The sequence below is a fragment of the Pedobacter frigoris genome (assembly GCF_005116445.1).
Taxonomy (GTDB): Bacteria; Bacteroidota; Bacteroidia; order Sphingobacteriales; family Sphingobacteriaceae; genus Pedobacter; species Pedobacter frigoris.
Genome location: NZ_SWBQ01000001.1, coordinates 82,910 through 99,853 on the forward strand (window position 1 = coordinate 82,910; position 16,944 = coordinate 99,853).

Annotated in this window: 12 protein-coding genes; 9 read left to right on the forward strand and 3 right to left on the reverse strand. The window is 42.7% G+C overall.

Features of this window, described 5'->3' with window-relative positions; all coding sequences use genetic code 11:
• The first annotated feature begins 320 nt into the window (after window positions 1-320).
• Genes FA047_RS00360 through FA047_RS00375 form a run of 4 tightly spaced genes read left to right on the forward strand, consistent with a single transcriptional unit; the run spans window position 321 to window position 7,302 of the window.
• Window positions 321-2,642 (forward strand): PSD1 and planctomycete cytochrome C domain-containing protein, encoded by a 2,322-nt coding sequence (locus tag FA047_RS00360; RefSeq protein ID WP_136834011.1) that lies wholly within the window; start codon window positions 321-323, stop codon window positions 2,640-2,642.
• A 3-nt stretch (window positions 2,643-2,645) separates the two neighbouring features.
• Window positions 2,646-4,100 carry a DUF1501 domain-containing protein gene (locus FA047_RS00365; protein ID WP_136834012.1) on the forward strand — a complete coding sequence of 485 codons (1,455 nt, stop codon included), beginning with the start codon at window positions 2,646-2,648 and terminating at the stop codon, window positions 4,098-4,100.
• A 4-nt stretch (window positions 4,101-4,104) separates the two neighbouring features.
• Window positions 4,105-5,130 carry an NHL repeat-containing protein gene (locus FA047_RS00370; RefSeq protein ID WP_136834013.1) on the forward strand — a complete coding sequence of 342 codons (1,026 nt, stop codon included), beginning with the start codon at window positions 4,105-4,107 and terminating at the stop codon, window positions 5,128-5,130.
• Window positions 5,131-5,139: 9 nt separating this feature from the next.
• Entirely contained in the window at window positions 5,140-7,302 is a 2,163-nt protein-coding gene (locus FA047_RS00375) for an FN3 associated domain-containing protein (protein ID WP_136834014.1), read from the forward strand.
• Between the two features lie 19 nt (window positions 7,303-7,321).
• On the opposite strand, the gene FA047_RS00380 is transcribed toward FA047_RS00375, so the two are convergent.
• The 3 genes from FA047_RS00380 to FA047_RS00385 are packed head-to-tail and all read right to left on the reverse strand — an operon-like array spanning window position 7,322 to window position 9,364.
• Window positions 7,322-7,798 carry a 3-keto-disaccharide hydrolase gene (locus tag FA047_RS00380; RefSeq protein WP_262709963.1) on the reverse strand — a complete coding sequence of 159 codons (477 nt, stop codon included), beginning with the start codon at window positions 7,796-7,798 and terminating at the stop codon, window positions 7,322-7,324.
• Window positions 7,799-7,824: 26 nt separating this feature from the next.
• Window positions 7,825-8,025 (reverse strand): hypothetical protein, encoded by a 201-nt coding sequence (locus FA047_RS20730; RefSeq protein ID WP_225872590.1) that lies wholly within the window; start codon window positions 8,023-8,025, stop codon window positions 7,825-7,827.
• Window positions 8,026-8,029: 4 nt separating this feature from the next.
• Window positions 8,030-9,364: a sulfatase-like hydrolase/transferase gene (locus FA047_RS00385; protein WP_136834015.1), complete on the reverse strand. Its 1,335-nt coding sequence runs from the start codon at window positions 9,362-9,364 to the stop codon at window positions 8,030-8,032.
• A gap of 242 nt (window positions 9,365-9,606) precedes the next feature.
• On the opposite strand from FA047_RS00385, the gene FA047_RS00390 reads away from it, so the two are divergent.
• From FA047_RS00390 to FA047_RS00410, 5 genes are all read left to right on the forward strand, one after another.
• Complete coding sequence (locus FA047_RS00390) at window positions 9,607-10,191, forward strand: RNA polymerase sigma-70 factor (protein WP_136834016.1); 585 nt, start codon at window positions 9,607-9,609, stop codon at window positions 10,189-10,191.
• A gap of 37 nt (window positions 10,192-10,228) precedes the next feature.
• Window positions 10,229-11,158, forward strand: coding sequence for a FecR family protein (locus FA047_RS00395; RefSeq protein ID WP_136834017.1), 930 nt, complete (start codon window positions 10,229-10,231; stop codon window positions 11,156-11,158).
• A 184-nt stretch (window positions 11,159-11,342) separates the two neighbouring features.
• A complete protein-coding gene (locus FA047_RS00400; RefSeq protein WP_136834018.1) occupies window positions 11,343-14,747 on the forward strand; it encodes a SusC/RagA family TonB-linked outer membrane protein in 3,405 nt (1,134 codons plus the stop codon).
• An 18-nt stretch (window positions 14,748-14,765) separates the two neighbouring features.
• Window positions 14,766-16,172 (forward strand): RagB/SusD family nutrient uptake outer membrane protein, encoded by a 1,407-nt coding sequence (locus FA047_RS00405; protein WP_225872591.1) that lies wholly within the window; start codon window positions 14,766-14,768, stop codon window positions 16,170-16,172.
• 8 nt (window positions 16,173-16,180) lie between these two features.
• A complete protein-coding gene (locus FA047_RS00410) occupies window positions 16,181-16,936 on the forward strand; it encodes a DUF4843 domain-containing protein (protein ID WP_136834019.1) in 756 nt (251 codons plus the stop codon).
• Window positions 16,937-16,944 lie beyond the last annotated feature (8 nt).

Consider the following 16,944-nt stretch of genomic DNA (forward strand, 5'->3'; position numbering starts at 1 on the left):
ACGAATCTATCACAGGATAGTCCACTTAATTAGTCGGATTGTCTATTTTTAATGAAGCTTATTTACCGTATTTTATGCTAGATAATAAGGCTGTGTGATAAAGAGTGATTTGCCGTTTTGTGCTCCCCGTCATCCCGAGGAATCTTTGGTTATGAGAATTCAAGAGATCTCTCGTCTCTGCGCTCCATCGAGACGATCGTTTTAAAAATAATTTGTCATTAGTAATCTAGTTTAGGATGACGAAAAGCATTAGAAGAAAGCATAGAATAACGGATGATTCCTTTTTCAATAACCAGCCTAAAAAAACCAAATATTGTTGTATGTATCGTAGACTATTTTGTTTATCGCTGGGGTTGGCGGCTATTATATATGCAATACAGGCATGTAATAGTTCATCTAAAACCGCTGTTTCCGACGAGAAATTACCGGATAGCATCAGCTATAATTTTCACGTACGACCGATCCTTTCTGATAAATGTTTCATCTGTCATGGCCCTGATGCCAATAAGCGTGAGGCAGATTTGCGGTTAGATATTGCAGAGGAAGCTTATAAGGCATTAAAAGAACACCCTTCTGCTCATGCGATAGTGCCATTTAAACCCAACGCTTCCGAAGTGTTTTTACGTATTTCTTCGCAGGACTCTACAGTGATGATGCCTCCTAAATCTTCTAATCTGAAACTGACGGCCAATGAGATTTCAATCATCGAAAAATGGATTAAACAGGGGGGTAAATATGAAAAGCACTGGGCTTTTATTCCACCAAAGAAGCCGGCACTACCAGAAGTAGAAAACCCTGTCTGGGTTAAAAATGACATTGATTATTTCATTTTAGATAAGCTGGAACAAAAAGGATTGGAGCCTAACAAAGAAGCCGATAAAGAAAGGTTATTGAAAAGAGCTAGTCTGGACATCACCGGCCTGCCTCCTGATCTGCAGATGATGGATCGGTTTATGGCGGATAAAAGCAATAATGCCTATGAAAAGATGGTGGAATCTTTGCTCCAGAGTAAGGCCTATGGCGAAAAAATGGCCTTGCACTGGCTGGATGTAGCGAGGTATGCGGATTCACACGGCTATCAGGATGATAATTACCGTTCACAGTGGCCATGGCGCGATTGGGTAATCCACGCTTTTAACCAGAATATGCCTTATAATCAGTTCATTTCATGGCAGCTCGCAGGCGATCTGATGCCCAATGCAAGTAAAGAGCAGTTGCTGGCAACTGGTTTTAACCGAAACCATAAAATTACTGAAGAGGGGGGCGTGATTGATGAAGAATATAGGGTTGAATATGTGACCGATCGCACCAATACCTTTGGAAAGGCACTTATCGGGGTTACCCTGGAGTGTGCCCATTGCCACGATCATAAATATGATCCTTTCTCACAGAAAGAATATTACCAGGTTTTTGCCTTCTTTAACAATGTGAAGGAAGTGGGGTTGGAATCCTCAGTTGGAGGGCCGGAGACCTACGCCAAGAAGCCTTTAATGGAGATCAGCAATAAAGATGTGAAAGAGATCCTGAAATTTGTAAACAAACAGGATACAGATAAACTGATTGTTTCGGTGATGGGTGATGCTGATACGCTTAGAAAAACATATATACTTAACCGCGGGGTTTACGATTCGCACGGTACAGAAGTCGAGGCAGGAACTCCAAAATCAATCCTTTCATTTGCTGAGGGTTATCCTAAGAACAGATTGGGATTAACGCAGTGGTTGTTCAATAAACAAAACCCGCTTACTGCCAGGGTTTTTGTAAATCAGGTTTGGCAGGAGTTTTTCGGACGGGGTATTGTTAAAACTTCCGGAGATTTTGGGATGCAGGGCGAACTTCCTTCTCATCCTGAATTGCTGGACTGGCTGGCAGTGGATTTTATGGAACATGGGTGGAACATCAAACGACTGGTTAAACAGATCGTATCGTCTGCTACTTACAGGCAATCGGCTGTCATTAGCCAGGGAAAACTGAAAACAGATCCTGAGAACGTATTGCTTGCCCGTGCGCCGAGGTACCGAATTCCTGCAGAACTGGTTAGGGATGTCGTAATGGCCAGCAGTGGCTTGCTGGTTAAAACTATAGGTGGGCCCAGCGTAAAGCCTTATCAGCCCGCAGGGTTATGGGAGAGTGCTACTTCAGGAAGAGGGATATTAGCCAGCTACAAACAGGACCATAAAGAGAGCCTTTACAGAAGGGGCATGTATACTTTTATTAAACGGACGGTTCCACCACCGGCAATGGGCATATTCGATGCAAGCAATCGTGACCAGTGTGAAGTGAAGCGTTTAAACACAAATACACCGCTGCAGGCATTGGTGATGATGAATGATCCTTCAGTATTGGAGGCTTCACGCGTTTTAGCGGCCCGTTTACTTGGCGGAAATGGATCACTGGAGGAAAAGGTAACCAAGGCTTTCAGGTTGATTGTATGCCGAAAGCCGACAGATAAGGAAATTAAGTTGCTGAGTGCTTACTACGCCGATCAGCAGAAGGCATTTAAAAAGGAGTCGGATGCACTTAAAGTGCTCAGCGTTGGTGAATATCCGCTGCCGGCTAACATTAACAAGATCAATATGGCGGCATTGATGGGGACGATTACCATCATTTATAATTTAGAAGAAACCATCACAAAATCTTGAGCTATGGAAAAGGACTTTTTAGAGCACGGTTTAAACTTTAACAGACGCCGTTTCTTATCGAAGCTAAGCCTGGGGCTCGGAAGTGTTGCATTGGGCTCTCTGCTGATCCCGGACTTGTTTACCGGCGGATCGGGCGATGAGGCTGGTCTTCCTCCGGGTATCCCTGATTTTGCACCGAAAGCGAAGCGGGTGATTTACTTGTTTCAGAACGGGGCACCATCACAACTGGAGTCATTTGATTATAAGCCTAAACTCAGGGAAATGATGGGGCAGGAGTTGCCTCCTTCTATAAGAGCAGGGCAGCGACTTACGGGCATGACTGCCAATCAAACTTCCTTCCCACTAGTTGGATCTTATTACGATTTTAAGCAATATGGCAATTCTCAGGCTTGGATCAGCGATCTTTTCCCGCATACAGCTAAGGTGGTGGATGATATTTGTATCATCAAGTCAATGTACACTGAAGCCATTAACCATGATCCGGCACTGACGTTTTTTCAGACCGGTGCACAGCAGGGAAACCGTCCAAGCATGGGCGCATGGCTGAGCTATGGTCTGGGTAGTGAAAATAAAAACCTGCCGGCCTATACCGTACTTCTTTCGAGAGGAAAGGGTAATGGACAGGGTGTATATTCAAAGTTGTGGACAAACGGATTTTTGGATTCAACACATCAGGGGGTGCAGTTTAGCAGTGGCGAAGACCCGGTACTTTACCTCAAAGATCCTGATGGACTCAATAGGTTTGAAAGAAGGAAAATGCTGGATAAACTGGCAGAAATGAATGATATCTCTTACAAGGAATTTGGTGATCCGGAGATCAACGCCAAGATTCAGCAGTATGAAATGGCCTATAGAATGCAAACCGCTGTTCCCGAAATCACAGACCTTTCTAAGGAACCGGACGATATTATCAAATTATATGGGCCGGACTGTCTGGTGCCGGGCACTTTTGCCGCCAATTGCTTGCTCGCCCGTAAACTGAGCGAGAATGGTGTTCGTTTTGTACAACTTTACCACCAGGGTTGGGATCAGCATGGCGAGTTGCCTAAGGAAATGGCAGGACAGGCAAAGGACGTAGATCAGGCTTCTGCAGCCCTGATCACAGACCTTAAGCAAAGAGGCTTGCTCGACGAAACACTGGTGATCTGGGGTGGTGAGTTCGGGCGGACCAATTACAGTCAGGGTAAAATGACCGTAGACAATTACGGACGTGACCACCACCCGAGATGCTTTAGTATCTGGATGGCGGGTGGCGGAGTAAAGCCGGGGATAGTATACGGGGAGTCGGATGAGTTTGGCTATAACATTGTAAAGGATCCTGTACACGTTCATGATTTTCAGGCAACGGTATTACACCAGTTGGGCCTCAATCACGAGAAACTCATATTTAAGCATCTTGGCCGGCGTTACAGGCTGACTGACGTTTCCGGTAAAGTAGTTAAAGACATTCTAATTTAATATCATGAACAGAAGTGCATTTTTAAAGCATACAGCAATTGTCTCTGCAAGTTTTTTTATCACCAAAGACCTGTTGGCTAAACCTAAAGGCCCGGTCTATGGACACAATAACATGAAATATACCCTGGATACCAAATGGGGGCAACTGAACCCGGAAAAGAATCCGGTGAATGACTGTCATGAGATGGTACAGGATGCAAAGGGACGGATCATTTTGCTTACCAATGAAACCAGGAACAATGTGCTGATCTATAATAAATCAGGTAAGCTGCTGGACAGCTGGGGACATGAATTTCCGGGAGCACATGGTCTTACACTTGCCAATGAAAACAATAAACAGTTCCTTTTTATTACTGATACGAACAGACACCAGGTATATAAAACTACTTTGGACGGGAAGGTTTTAATGACCATCGATTGTCCGATGGAGACCGGTTTGTATAAAAAGAAAGGAGAATTTGTACCGACTGAAGTTGCAGTTGCTGATGATGGAAGTTTTTTTATTGCAGACGGTTACGGACTGCAGTACGTACTTCACTATGATCATAAAGGCAAACTGCTGTCTTATTTTGGAGGAAGGGGCACGGAAACGAAACACCTGGACAATGCGCATGGTGTATGTATAGACAGGCGACATGGCAGTCCGACATTGCTGGTCACCGACCGTACCAGGAACTGCTTCAAGCGGTTTGACCTGCAGGGAAATTTAAAAGAGGTGATTCAGTTGCCGGGGGCCTGCGTATGCAGACCGGTGATCCACAAAGACTACTTGTACGCTGCGGTATTGCGCTCTCCGAATCTGGATAAAGACGGAAGCGGCTTTGCTACGATACTGGATAAGAACAATAGGGTAGTGTCTAATATTGGGGGTAATGCACCGGTTTATCTTGATGGAATACTGCAACCTATGGCACAGGCAGAACAGATTCTGCTAAACCCACATGATGTATGTGTCGACGATGATGAAAACCTGTACGTCGCACAATGGGCATCAGGTAAAGTCTATCCTTATAAATTTACCCGTGTATAATTGAAGTTTATGAAATTTACCCTTAAAGGTTTTGCCGGGAACTTACTATTTGCTGCAAATGTCTTTATTCTTTTTCTGCTATTATTTGGAGGTGAGATCATCATTCCTTACTGGTTACAACCTATAGGAAGACTGCATCCCATGATATTGCATTTTCCTATTGTGATCCTGATGCTGGCTATGATTCTCGATTTTTTCCGTTTTAAGGAAAGTTATGCGAAGGAACCATTTTACCAGAGTTTTGTTTCCTGGTTGTTGCTTACCGGTGCGCTTTTTTCAGCAATAACAGTGATCATGGGGTTATTTCTTTCGAAGGAAGAAGGATATACAGGGTCTGTATTGCAATGGCACAAGTGGACTGGTGTAAGTATTGTATTTATTGCTTCCCTAATCTACTGGTGCAGGGATTTTTCCTGGTATAAGCTTGGGGTATCCAGGGTAGGGGCGGTTGTGATCGTATCGTGCCTGTTGGCGACAGGCCATTTTGGTGCGACCTTAACTCATGGAGAGAACTTTGTACTCGGACCTGTAACCTCGGCTGCGGAACCGGTAAAAGTTCCCATAGAAAAGGCTATGGTTTTTAAGGATGTGGTGATGCCTATATTTACTCAGAAGTGTCTGAACTGTCATAACCTCGAAAAAGCGAAAGGAAGCCTGATCATGACCGATTCGGCCGGATTGTTTAAAGGTGGCAAGAGCGGAAAGCTGTTCGTGCCTGGCAAACCGGAGATCAGTCTTCTATTGGAACGTATACATCTTCCCGAGGATGAAAAGAAGCACATGCCACCTAAAGGAAAACCGCAGTTGACTGCTGACGAAGTGGCGATCCTAAAGCTCTGGGTTAAAGCAAATGCTCAGCTGAAAGGTAAAGTAACTGAGCTTGCGCCTGGCGATTCTTTAAGAATGCTGGCTACTGCATTTTTGGCCCCGGAACAATCTGTGGAGGAAAAATTTGATTTTGCAATGGCTGATGAAGAAACCGTTACAAAATTGAACAACAATTACCGTGCTGTGTATCCTATTGCGAAGGAATCTCCGGCATTAGCGGTAAATATCTATAACAAAGACCTGTATAAGCCTGAGGTGCTGAAAGAACTGACTTCAGTAAAGCAGCAAATCATTTCTTTAAATCTGAATGGCTTGCCGGTCAAAGATGCAGATTTGAAGATTATTAGCCAGTTTGTAAATCTGCGCAAATTGAACCTCAATTTTACAGCACTGAATGGCGAGGGGTTGAAAGAACTGAAATCGCTGAAACATCTAAATGGTTTGTCTCTCTCGGGTACGGGCGTCAGTTATGCTGCCATCAAACAAATTGTAAATATGCCTGAGCTGAAACAACTGGCGCTTTGGAATACACAGATAACACCGGCTGAAATAGCACAGTTGCAAAAACTTAATGGCAACCTGGAAGTTATAAAAGGGTTTAAAGATGACGGTAAGAGTCCGGCTAAATTAAACCTGCCCAGGATAGGCAATGAAAAATCTGTTTTTAGCAAATCTATAAACCTGGATATCAAGCACGCGATTAACGGAGTCCAGATCAGGTATACTACAGATGGAAGTGAGCCCGACAGTATTAAATCTCTGCTGTATAAAAAAGGGATAGTCATCGCACAAAACACCTCAATAAAGGCAAAAGCTTATAAGAAGGGCTGGTTTGGGAGTGATGCTGTCAGCTTTACTTTTTACAAAAGCACTTTTAAACCAGATAGCGTTGTCTTTTTAACGGCGGCCAACGAAAAGTACAGGGCAAGCGGCCCGGAGGCTTTAACAGATAGTCAAATGGGAACTTACGATATCAATGCAGGAAGCTGGATCGGGTTCCGTGAGCATCATATGGAAGCCTTGATGTTTTTCAAAACACCTGTAAACATTAGCGCAGTTAGCTTAAACGTCATGCGGCAATTGCCGGTTTATGTACTTCCTCCGGAAGAAGTTGAGATTTGGGGAGGTCCTGATAAAAATAAGTTGGTATTATTGGGTAAAACAAGTAGCAGAGCGCCATTACCTGCGGATGAGAAAACACTAATGAACGTAGAAACAAAGTTTAATACGCAAAAAATCAGTTGCCTGAAGATCGTTGCAAAAAACCTGAAGAAGCTTCCGAAATGGCATCCGGGTAAAGGTGAACCTGCATGGATCTTTATTGATGAGGTGTTTCTGAATTGAGTACGGGGATTTACTTTAGTTAAAGCTCAGTGATCCTGAAATTTCTAAAGTGAATCTCTGCTCCTTCGGATTCCAGGCATAGATAGCCCTTTTTTACGGTCGACTTACTGATGCCATTTACAAATTTCCCATTTACAGATAACTTGATGGTGCCATCTACACAAACCACTTCATAATAGTTCCATTCGCCTTTTCCTTTACATCGGTTCTCTACTGACTTACTTCTTTCACCTCTGGGGTTATCGGGAACTGTAGTCACCCCACCAACCCCGAAAAGTTCTCCATGTACATAGGCAATAGGAGGTGTTACCCCATTACTGATATTCTGGTTTACCCAGTCCAGTTCGAGCATTTGTACTTCTACACCGCCGGGCAGACGGTTTTTCTCTCCGGGTTTGGCATCACTCCATACAAAGACCCCCGAGTTGCCCCCGGCTTCCATATGTTTCCACTCCACCTGCAAGATGAAATTCTCATACATTTTTTCTGAACGCATCACACCAATCGGTTTACCTGAACAGATCAGTAAGTCCTTTTCCTTTTCCAGGTATCCGGATCAGTATTTACATTGATCCAGTTAATGGCCTTGCCTTTTGACTGTCCTGAAATTTCATCCAGGCTCCTTTCTGTTCCAAACTGAAGAGGTTTAACCTGACCCTGAGCAGTCGAAATGTAGATAGATAAGGCAAGACAAGCCACACCAGTCTTTATTACTTTCTTCATCAGATCAACCCGCATTTCCCGGATAAGCTTTAAATAAATCCAATAAATGAATTTTATGCTGTTCAAATTTTGCATCATCAAATAGATTGACACGTTCTGAAGGGTCCCATGATACATTGAAAAGTTCATAATAGGATTCTTTATCTTTTTTAGTCACCCGTAATTTCCAATCCCCATCTTTAACTCCTTCCAAAACATAATTATAATAATATATAGGTTTATGCGGTTTGCGGTAGTCATTATTGGTCAGCCAGCCCGTCATGGATTCTCCATCAATTACTCTGTTAGGTAAATTGCTCTTTGTCCAGTCTGCAAGCGTAGGTAAGATATCTATATTGGCCAGAGGTGATGTGATTACCTTATTCTTTAAGGTATGTCCTTTCCAGTAAATGATAAAGGGGACACGGTGGCCGCCTTCGTATGATACAGCTTTTGAACCTCTGAATATTCCAGCTGATCCTACATGGTAAGGTCTCGTAAATCCATCTTCATACATGCGCTTCGGCGCATTGGTCCAGGGACCGTTATCGCTGGTAAATATAAAAATCGTGTTGTTTTCTTCGCCAGCTTTAACAACCGCTTCCCACACTTTAGCCAACCCTTTATCCAGATCTTCAATCACGTCTCCCAGTTCACCTCCTGCAGAGGTAGTGGTTCTGCTCTTTTTTGCAGCAAAGGCAATAGGCAAATGCGGCATATGGTGTGCAAGATATAGGAAAAATGGTTTTTTCGCCTTACTTGATTTTTTAATGAATTCAATGGATTCCTGCGTATAGTTCGTGTTTAAAATACTGTCATTTGGCTGATAAATTTCAGGTTTGGTATTTCTGAAGATCTTAATTATCGTATCTGTTTTTACATAGGGGAATCTATAATCATGGCTATACAGCATTCCGTAAAACGAATCAAATCCCTGTTTATTTGGCAAGCCGTTCCCATAATCACCGATGTGCCATTTTCCTACACAGGCGGTTGAATAGCCATTAGTCTTAAGCATTTCAGCAATGGTTACCTCTTCATCGGGAATTGCTGTTTTATCGCCCGGACTGAGTACATAATTTAAATTGGAGCGGTTGCAGTACCTGCCTGTCAGCAAGGACACTCTTGAGGGGGAGCAGGTAGGAGAGGTAGTCACGAAATTTGTTCCCATAACTCCTCCATGTGCCATTTTATCTAAGAATTCTGTTTTGATCAATGGATTGCCAAAGCAGGAAATATCACTGTAGCCCATATCATCTGTTAATACCAGGATGATGTTTGGTTTTTTCTGGGCATAACTGAAGCTGAAACAAATTAGAGATAAGAGCAGAAGAACTGAAGTCTTTTTTATTAGGTTCATTTAGTAAATAAGATTTGAATACAAATGCGCATTCTGGTTTATATGGCTTATAAAAGTATAAATTATTTGGATGATTTTTTACGACATCATCGGTTTGTATGCAGAAAAAGCAAAGGAGTTCTGCGCTGCGGTGGTATAGATAGCAATAATTAAAAATTATTGCTATTTTACGGCCTGTAAGCACGTCAATTTGCGGAATAAGCTCTTTGGAGGTGTAATTATCAATAGCATATGGGGATAAAATGAAGGTTGATGGTAATTTATCGGATCTGTCGGATAATGAACTGATCAGTTTGATTAAACAACATGATCAACCTGCATTCGTCTTCGTGTATGATAAATACTGGTCTGAAATGTACGCATGTGCTTTTCACCTGTTCCCGAACCGCGAAATTTGTGAAGACCTCATTCACGACGTATTTATCTATCTGTGGAATAACCGCTCAAAGCTCGAAATTAAATCCGTCCGGGATTACCTCTATATCGCCATTAAAAACAGAACACTGAATAAGATCAGGTCAGAAAAATTTCAAATAGATATCGGAGAGGATCAGTTGAGGGTGTCTTCCAATGAAGCAGCCGATCAAAAGATCCTTTCAGAAGAAATCCATGCACTTTTTGAAGAAGGCTTGCGGACATTGCCGGAAAAATGCAGGAAAATTCTGATGATGAGCAGAAAAGAACACCTATCTAACAAAGAAATTGCAGAACGCCTAAACCTGAGTACTAAAACAGTAGAGAACCAGATCAATATCGGGCTTCGTAAAATCCGGGATTTTATGGGTGAGGTACTGATCTTATATTTTTTTTACAATTTCTTTGGGTGATACCCGGGGTTCAGGTGTCTTTAGTGAAAAGCACCATATGAAACTTCATTTTTTCAAAAGAAATACTTTATCTGACACCAATCCTGCATCCGTGGAAACGCGTATTGAGGGTCTTATTGAGAATTTTAAGAAAAACCCCAAATCATGGGATGAAAAAACAATGGGGCCTGCTGCTGAAATCAGGAATTCTGTATTGAATAGAATTCTGGGAAGTATGGAGAGCGAAAAGAAGAGAAAGCTAATCATCAGGAAGAATATCTCTATCGCGGCATCGGTGATGCTGGTGATGGGTGCACTATGGCTTGGATTAAACCAATATGGTTTTTGGAAGGGTAGTGAAGAAGTTATCGTAAAGACCGACGCGCATCACCTGAAAAACATTGTGCTGAGCGATGGTTCTATAGTGTGGCTGAATGTAAATAGTACGCTGAGCTATCCTGAAGATTTCCATGGTGATAAAAGAGAAGTGTCGCTGTTGGAAGGTGAAGCTTTTTTTGATGTGAAGCACGATGCCAAAAAGCCATTTCAGGTGAAGGCGGGAAAAACCTTGACAAACGTTTTGGGTACTGCATTTAACATCAATGCCTATTCATGGTTGGAAACTATTAATGTTACGGTAAGCAAGGGTAAAGTGGCGGTCAATAATGAAATGTTATTGCCCGACCAGCAGGCCGAATACCATAAAGAATCAGGTGAGATCAGTCAGAAGAAATTAATGGCCAGCAACGTGATTTCCTGGATGGTAGGTAAGCTAGCTTTCAACGACCAGGATTTCAAAACTGTAGCCAGTATACTGGAAAAGAAATTTAATGTCTCCATCGGTTTTGCCCATAAAAGTTTAGAAGGAATGCATTTCACCGCTCAGTTTGAGCAGACAGAAACATTGGATGATATTTTAACCGCACTGACCCTCACCACGGGTCTGAATTATACCACTAAAGGCAATACCATTGTCATTACGAATTAACCGAACCATCAACTAAACCAAACCAACCGACCGCATATGAGAGAATAATTACTTACCTAAACAACAAAACCGAAATAAACATTCCGGTTTTATGATGTCCATCAGAAATTTAATGTCAATCAACTAACTGATGGCCATACCTAGTTTCCTAAATCTTAAACTTTAAAAAACCACAATCGAAGGTATGAAAAAATATACCCGTATGTTACGGCTGGTTGAAATAAAGCACCTGGTATGTACTTTATGCAACGTTTTATGTATTGCTACCGCCTTATCGATACTAGTGCTGTCCCCCGCCAGGGCTCAAACTATTACTGCCAAAAAGATTGATGTTGATTTTAATAACGTATCATTAAAAAAAGCACTCGATTACCTGCAAAAAAACAGTAACTATAACTTTGTTTTCAGCGAAGAGCAGGTTAATGCACATCAGGTTACTCTCAAGGGTAAAGGAATGGCACTAAATGTTATTTTGGAAAAGATCCTGGATAAACCAGGGCTGGAATATGTGCTGAGAGACAACAAAGTTATCATAAGAAGAAAGACATCAGTGCCGGCCAGCACTTCCGGTGCCCCAAAATCTGTTCCAATGAGAACTATGGGAGGGTCTACTCCCCAAGGCCGTGTGAAAGGGCGGGTTCTGACTGTTAATGATGAGCCACTTTCGGGGGTTACAGTTCTGGTCAAAGAGCAGCCCGATCTGGTGACGCATACTGATGCTAAGGGAGACTACATGATGAGTGTCTCTGAAGAAGCAAAAACTATGGTTTTTCGCTATATCGGTTACAAATCCAGAGAAATGAAAATTGGCCAGGGCGATTTGAATGTCGTACTGGAACAAGAAGAGAACGAACTGGCAGACATCGTGGTCACCGGTATTTTTACCAGAAAGGCAGAAAGCTTTACAGGTGCGGCGTCAACATTTACTCAGGAGCAATTACGTTCTGTGGGAAATCAAAATGTCTTACAAAGCCTGAAGATGCTAGACCCTAGTTTTATACAAGTCGAGAATCTGCAAATGGGATCTAATCCGAATGCGCTTCCTGACCTGCAGATCCGTGGTGCAAACAGTCTTCCTGATGTTCGCGGTGAATATGCAGGCAGTCCAAATATGCCGCTGTTTATCCTCGACGGATTTGAAACCAACCTTGAAAAGATCTACGATCTTGATATGAACAGAGTAGCTTCAGTAACAATTCTAAAAGATGCAGCAGCAAAAGCGATCTATGGTTCGCGTGCGGCAAACGGGGTGGTGGTTGTAGAAACGAAGCGACCGGAAATGGGTAAGCTAAGACTGAGCTATACGGGTGATCTGAACCTTACGACACCAGATTTGAGCAGTTATATGCTGACCAATGCAGCTGAGAAATTGCAGGTGGAACTGGACGCCGGCCGATATTCTAATTCTTCTCAATATGCTGAACAGCGACTGAAAGAACAGTATAACAATATCTACTCAGATGTTTATCGGGGTGTCAATACAGATTGGCTTGCGCAGCCAGTACGCAATGCCATTGGTCAGAAGCATACATTGTCGCTGGAAGGTGGTGATGTGTACCTGAGATATGGAGCAGATTTCACTTTTAATGACATAGCAGGGGTAATGAAAGAATCCGGACGACGGAATTTGTCCGGCAATGTGTTTCTTTCCTATCGCCTCAGTAATTTTGTGTTTAGAAATACTTTGATGGTGACGGGCAATAATGGCTACGATTCACCGTATGGTGCATTCTCTGCTTATTCAAGATTGAATCCATATTGGACACCTTATGAGTTGAATGGTACGCTGAAAAAGGTGTTGGGCCAATTTACTCCTGCGGGGGCAAGTACCCCAAGTAATTTTTTTAATCCGCTTTATGATGCAAGTTTGGGAACAAAGAACTTTTCCAAGTACACAGACATTACGAATAATTTCTCGACAGAATGGTCTCTGAATAAATCTCTGAAAATTATAGGCCGATTGGGTTATACGCAAAAGATAGATAGTCGTGAAGATTTCTATCCTGCCAATCACACCCGCTTTACAGAATATGCTGAAGCAGATTTTTTCAGACGTGGACAATACTCTATTACTGATGGGAAAGATGGGATGATCAAAACTGACCTGACGCTGAATTATTCCAAACTGATCAATAAACACCTGTTCTTTTTTAATGCAGGCTGGAACCTGTTGGAGACCAAACGTGAAGCACATGGCATGACGGCAGAAGGATTCCTGAATGACAGAGTTGATAATATTAACTTTGCACTGCAGTACCTGCAAAACGGCCGCCCTAGTGGTTCCGATGCGCTGAAAAGAGAGACAGGTCTTTTATCTGCACTCAATTACTCCTATGACGAACGTTACCTGGCAGATCTTACATTTCGCAGACAGGGTTCCAGTGTGTTCGGCGCAAATAACAGGTGGGGTAATTTCTGGTCTGTAGGTATCGGCTGGAATATACACCGGGAATCCTTCATGAACCAACAGAAGTGGCTTCAGCAATTGAAGCTAAGAGCTTCAACAGGATATACGGGTAACCAGGAGTTCAACCCTTATCAGGCCATGGCAACCTATAACTACTACACGGACTCGTATTACGACAACGTGGTGGGAGCCAAGTTGATGGGACTGGCCAATGAAGACCTCAAATGGCAGCAAACAATGGATTACAATTTCGGGATTGATGCCAGTATTTTCAATCGTGTGAATCTGAGGTTTGACTATTACATTTCCAGAACCAGTAATTTGCTGACCGATCTCGGTCTTCCGGGATCTATAGGTTTTAATACCATTAAAGAAAACCTGGGAGAGTTGCAAAACACCGGTATTGATGCAGTAATGAGTGTACGTGCTTTTAATGATCAAAGTACCGGTAGTTTTCTGAATATATTTCTTAACGTGGGAATGAACAGAAACAAGCTGTTGAAAATATCTGATGGATTAAGTAATCTGAATGATGAATTGGAGGCTGAACGGACTTCAACCAAGCCATTTACCCGGTATCAGGAAGGACAATCTACTACCACACTCTGGGCCGTTCCTTCTTTGGGAATTGATCCTATCAATGGAACTGAAATTTTCCGCAAGCTTAATGGAGAAACTACCTATATATGGGATGCCAATGACCAGGTTTCTTTTGGAGATACCAATCCAAAAGTGCGCGGAAGCTTTGGATTTAATGCACAGTATAAAGGCTTTGGGCTGAATTGCGGTTTTACGTACCGCATTGGCGGACAATATTATAATCAGACCTTAGTAGACCGGGTAGAGAACGTGGACATACAATATAATGTTGACCGCAGGGTTTTTACAGATACATGGAAGGCGCCGGGTGATCAGGTTTTCTTTAAACGCATTACGGCCAGGCCCAACCGGACCAATCCCAGTTCGAGATTCGTACAGGATTTCCACGAACTGCAGTTAGGGTCATTAAATGCATCCTACGATTTTCGTAACACTGCACTTCTGAAGCAGGTGGGAATGCAAAGATTGAGGGTTACTTTATTTACCAACGAAATCGCAAGGATATCATCTGTGAGAGCGGAAAGGGGACTTGATTTTCCTTTTGCGCGGACTTATTCCTGTTCAGTACAGGCAACTTTTTAACAGTTAAGCATCACAAATATGAAATTAAAAAATATATACATAAAAGGAATGCTGGTGATCCTGCCCTTTTGCTTGCTGTCCTGCAACAAATGGCTGGATGTAGAACCTAAATCGCAGGTGAGGGATAACGATCTCTTTTCTACGGAAACCGGGTTTAAGGAAGCACTTGCGGGCGTATATACCTCGCTGACCTACGAACCGCTTTACGGACGTGAGATGACTTTCGGATTAATGGGTGTGTTGGGCTATGAATGGGACTACCAGTCAGAACAGTATGACTCCGATAAGTTTTTTGAATATACAAGCGTTCCGTCGCTGGCCAGGATAGATGCCGTATGGAATGGTATGTATACTGCAATCGCTAATAATAACAAGATACTGGAGGAAATTGATGGCCAGAAATCTGTTTTTCAGCAAGACAACTATGAGGTGATCAAAGGTGAATCGCTAGCGCTCCGTGCTTTTTTGCACTTCGATCTGCTGCGGGTTTTCGGAGCCAGTTACGAGGAAAATCCAGGTAAAATGGCCATTCCGTATTTTAAAAAGATTGGTAAGGAAATCGCTCCCCAATTGACGGTGTCCCAGGTATTAGATCTGGCGATAGCAGACTTAAATGAAGCTGCTGAACTGTTGAAGCGCGATCCATTGTTGACAGGCCGGACGGTAACCAGTCTGGATGATCAAGGCTATTTAATGAACCGGCAATTGCACCTCAATTATTATGCGGTAAAAGGGTTGCTTGCGAGAATCTACCTGTACAAAAAGGATATGGAGAAAGCATACGAAAATGCGAAGATTGTCATAGACGCCAATAAATTTCCCTGGATCCTTCAAGGCAATATTGCAACTGATTTAATTTATTCGACGGAGCACTTATTTGCTTTAAATGTAACACGACTGGAGACAATTCACGAAAACGCTTTTACAGCGACAGGAGGCAGCAGGTTTTCGATGTTGGCAGCTACATATAATGAATATTATACGTCGTCGGATTACAGGTACCTGCGCTGGTTTACAATTACTGTAGATGGAAGCTATTATTTGAACAAATATAACCAGGAGAATATTTTGGCTGCTTCCCGTAATAGGATGCCTGTGCTTAAACTGGCCGAAATGTATTTTATCGCCGCTGAAGTACTGAAAACCACGAATATCACCCAGGCCGCCAATATGATCAACACTGTACGTGAACGACGTGGACTAACAGCTACCACCATAGATGCGGGTAATATTGATGCAGTAATCCAACAGGAATTCAGAAGGGAGTTCATCGGTGAGGGTCAGTTGTTCTTTTATTATAAACGAAAAAATATACCTCGAATCCCCAGGGCTGCCAGTTACGATATCATCACTTTAAAGGGATATAAACTGCCGATTCCGTTAAGTGAATATAACAATGCGCCTGGAAGAGTTAATAATAGATAGGAGGAAACATGAAATTAAATATGATTTATGCAGTTGGCTTTTTGTTTTTAATGAGCAGCTGTGAGAAAGCTAAAGAACTCAGGTATGACAATGAACTGAGCACTCTGAATATATGGCTGGGGGCTAATCTCCAGATGCAGGACAGCCTGGTGTACAACTATGCTTTTAAGTCGCTCAACGAAAGTGATACGATTAAGTTCAGTGTAAGACTTAGCGGATTGCCAGGTAATCAAGACCGGGAGTTCAAGTTGAAGGCGATCAGTGGAGATCTTGATCGCGTAAAAGAAGGTGTGCATTACGTGTTTCCTAAATATATTTTAAAAGCAAATACCTATGAAGGTGTTTTCCCGATTTTAATCAAGAGATCAGCTGATTTTAAAAATAAGGAAGCAAGGGTTGTTTTCGCCCTTTCGGAGAATGAGTCTTTCAAGAAAGGCGTTAGAGAACAGTCCAGTATGAAGGTGATCCTGAAAGAAGAGTTCTCCAAACCTGCGAACTGGGATGTAGAACCCTATCCGTATACCAGGTTGTCGACTTTCTTTGGTGCCTATAGCAATGTAAAGTTTCAGTTTATCACTACCGTGATTGGTAGGATACCTACGTTTAGGGTAAGATCGGCGGGAGTGCCGGTACCACCAGATGAAGTGTATTATACTCAGGCTCAGTACTGGCAGTCTCGCTGCAAGTTAGAACTTGCGAAATACAATGCGGAACATCCCGGTCAACCCTTGAAAGATGGTGATGAAACTATTGTTTTCCCTTAACTAAGAAA